This is a genomic window from Frankia sp. CoWAU3 (assembly GCF_977971855.1).
On record NZ_CDWWXB010000045.1, the window covers coordinates 17,779 to 21,044 of the forward strand.

A 3,266-nucleotide genomic window follows, 5' to 3' on the forward strand; every position below is an offset into this window, starting at 1 on the left:
GGCCGCTGGCCGGGAGTTCGTCACATCCGGGTGGAACTGCTCGCCGGCCTGGTGACCGCGCTCGCGCTGATCCCGGAGACGATCTCCTTCTCCGTGGTGGCGGGGGTCGATCCGAAGGTCGGTCTGTTCGCGTCGTTCACCATCTCGGTGGTCATCGCGTTCACCGGCGGACGCCCGGCGATGATCTCGGCGGCGGCAGGCTCCATGGCCCTCGTCGCAGCCCCCCTGGTCCGCGACCACGGCCTGAACTACCTGCTGGCGACGACCATCGGGGTGGGCCTGCTGATGTTTGTGCTCGGCCGGCTCCGGGTGGCACGGTTGATGCGGTTCGTCCCGCGGAGCGCGATGATCGGCTTCGTCAACGCGCTGGCCATCCTCATCTTCACCGCGCAGATGCCGCACGTGATCGGCAAGTCGTGGCAGGTCTACGCCCTCGTCGCCGCGGGCCTCGCCATCCTGCTGGCTCTCCCCCGCCTGACCAGAGCGGTCCCGCCGCCGCTCGTGGCGGTGGCGGTCCTCACCCTCGTCACCGCCGGTTTCAACATCTCCGTCCCTACCGTCGGCAACGAGGGCCGGCTGCCGAGCTCACTGCCCGTCCCCGGTGTGCCTGACGTGCCGCTGACCTGGGAGACACTGCGGATCATCGCCCCGTACGTGGTGGCGCTCACCGCCGTCGGCTTGGTGGAGACGCTGCTGACCGCGCAGATCGTGGACCGGTTGACCGACACCACGCATGACCCGAACCGCGAATCCTGGGGCCTGGGTGTCGCCAACATCGTCAACGGGTTCTTCGGCGGGATGGGCGGCTGCGCCATGATCGGCCAGACGATGGTGAACGTCAACTCGGGCGGGCGGGGCCGGCTGTCGACCTTCGCCGCCGGCGCTTTCCTGCTCATGCTGGTCGTCCCGCTGCGCGACCTCGTACGGGTCATCCCGATGTCGGCGCTGGTCGCGGTGATGATCCTGGTGTCGGTCATGACCTTCGAGTGGCGCAGCATCCAGCCCTCGACGCTGCGCCGGATGCCCCGCGGCGAGACCGCGGTCATGGTGGCGACCGTCGCCGTCGTGGTGCCCACCCACAACCTCGCCTACGGCGTCGGGGTGGGCGTCATGCTGGCCGCGTTGCTGTTCACCCGCCGGGCCGCAAACCTGGCGCTGGTGACCAGCGTGCTCGACCCGGAGGGCCGGGAGAGGATCTACGTCGTCCAGGGCACGCTGTTCTTCGCATCGACCAGTGATCTGGTGAACGCCTTCGACTACGCGTGCGACCCCGAACGGGTGGTCATCGACCTCTCGGAGGCCCACCTTCTCGATTCGGCGGCGGTCACCGCCCTCGACGACGTGCGCGCGAAGTACCGCGAACGCGGCACGCAGGTGAACCTGGTCGGGGTGAACGCCCGCAGTGCCACTCTGCTGCACAAGCTGTCCGCCGAGCCGGCGCAGGTGGAACCGGCACCGACCGAACCGGCGCCCACCCGCGTCCGGTGAGGTCGAGCTGACCGCGAATACACTCTGCCATTAGATGCTTACTCAGATAATTGCCTTGAGGATGGTGGCGGGATGGCCGGAGAGAAGGGCGCCGGGCTCACTCAGGGTCTGATCGACTTCGCCCGGCGCCAGCCCGCCGTGGTCGTCGTCATCATCGTCCTAGGCGGGTTGTACCTTGCCAGGTCCGGCCCGAGCCCGGGTTCCCGGGCCGTCCTCGTCCCCGGGATCGAGTTCTCAGCCCCGTCCCTGATCACCCGCAACCGGACAACCTATGCCTTCGGTGTGGACCCGGACTCCCCCGGCACCGTTGACGTGCTCTCCAGCCGGGACCGCCGGAGCTGGACGATCGAGCCGGCCGCGCTGCGCGCCCTGCCGCCCTGGGCCGATCCCGCGGGCGGCCTCGGCCCGGCTGCCGTCGGCGCCTTCGGCCACGGGTTCGTCATGTACTACGCGACGGCCGTGCGTGGCCTCGGCGTCCGCTGTATCTCCGCGGCGACCGCCGACTCCGCCGACGGTCCGTTCGTCGACACCTCCCTCGCGCCCTTCATCTGCCAGACCGCGGACGGCGGCAGCTCGGATCCGAGTCCCTTCGTCGACGAAGCCGGACGCGCCTACCTGGCCTGGGCGAGCCCCGGGGCGGGCGGCGGCTCGGACCGGAACCACGGCGCGCCGCCCACCCTGTGGGCGGCGCGGCTGCGGTCCGACGGACTCGTGCTCACCGGCGAACCCGCCATCATGCTCCGCCCGAGCCTGTCCTGGCAGCAGGGGCGGATCTCGGCACCATCGATGATCTCAGCCCGCGGGCGTCACCATCTGCTCTATTCGGCCGCGTCGCCGCTCGGTGGACGGCAGGTGGTGGCGACCGCGTCGTGCAAAGGGCCGCTCGGGCCCTGCCTGCCGGCGGGCGAACCGATGCTGACCGGGGGAAAGGTCGGCTTCGGACCGAACGGGGCCCATGCCTTCACCGACGCGCGGGACCGCTGGTGGGTGGGGCTGCACAGCTGGGACTCCCGACCCGACGGCGCCTACCTGCCGATCGGTCGGTTCGTCGTCGCTCCGCTCGACGTCACCCGGGACGCGGTGACGCTGCACGTCGATTCCCTCGTCCGGGGACGGGTTCTTGATCCGGATGAGCGTGACCCGCCCCACGAGCGCCGCCGGCAGCACGAGGATCGGGTAGACGGCGAGGACCGGGTGGGATAACCAGGTGATGGGCCGGCTCCCCGTCGTCTTCGCGGACTACGACATTCCGGATCCGGGCATTCCCGGTATCTCCACCGAGGACCACGAGGCCATGGAGATGCCGACAGAGCGACTCACGAACAAAGTGCCTTACAGACCAAGCGACTTACGGAGAAGTTCCATATGCCAGTCGAACTGAATCATACTATTGTGCATGCCCGGAATAACCGGGAATCGGCCGAGTTTCTGGCGGATATCCTGGATCTCGAGGTCGGCGCCGCGTGGGGACCGTTCATCCCAGTCGTCACCGCAAACGGTGTCACCTTGGACTTCGCCACCGCCCCGGTTGGGTCGATCACTGTGCAGCACTACGCGTTCCTGATCTCCGAGGAGGAGTTCGACGCGGCGTTCGAGCGGATCCAACGGGCCGGGATCACCTACTATGCGGATCCGCACCGCAAGCACCCGGGCGAGATCAATCATAATGACGGCGGACGCGGGTTGTACTTCCTGGACCCGGCCGGTCACGGCATAGAGATCATCACCCGTCCCTACGGGGGATTCGAAGCAGATTCCAGAGCAGTCTGAGATGGGTG

Annotated in this window: 3 protein-coding genes; all 3 read left to right on the forward strand. The window is 68.6% G+C overall.

The window, feature by feature from the left end:
• A partial coding sequence (locus tag AC08ON_RS06810) for a SulP family inorganic anion transporter (protein ID WP_476616644.1) occupies positions 1–1,488 on the forward strand: 1,488 nt, incomplete at its 5' end.
• A 72-nt stretch (positions 1,489–1,560) separates the two neighbouring features.
• A complete protein-coding gene (locus tag AC08ON_RS06815; RefSeq protein ID WP_476606906.1) occupies positions 1,561–2,691 on the forward strand; it encodes a family 43 glycosylhydrolase in 1,131 nt (376 codons plus the stop codon).
• Positions 2,692–2,853: 162 nt separating this feature from the next.
• A complete protein-coding gene (locus AC08ON_RS06820) occupies positions 2,854–3,258 on the forward strand; it encodes a VOC family protein (protein WP_476606905.1) in 405 nt (134 codons plus the stop codon).
• Positions 3,259–3,266: the final 8 nt, after the last annotated feature.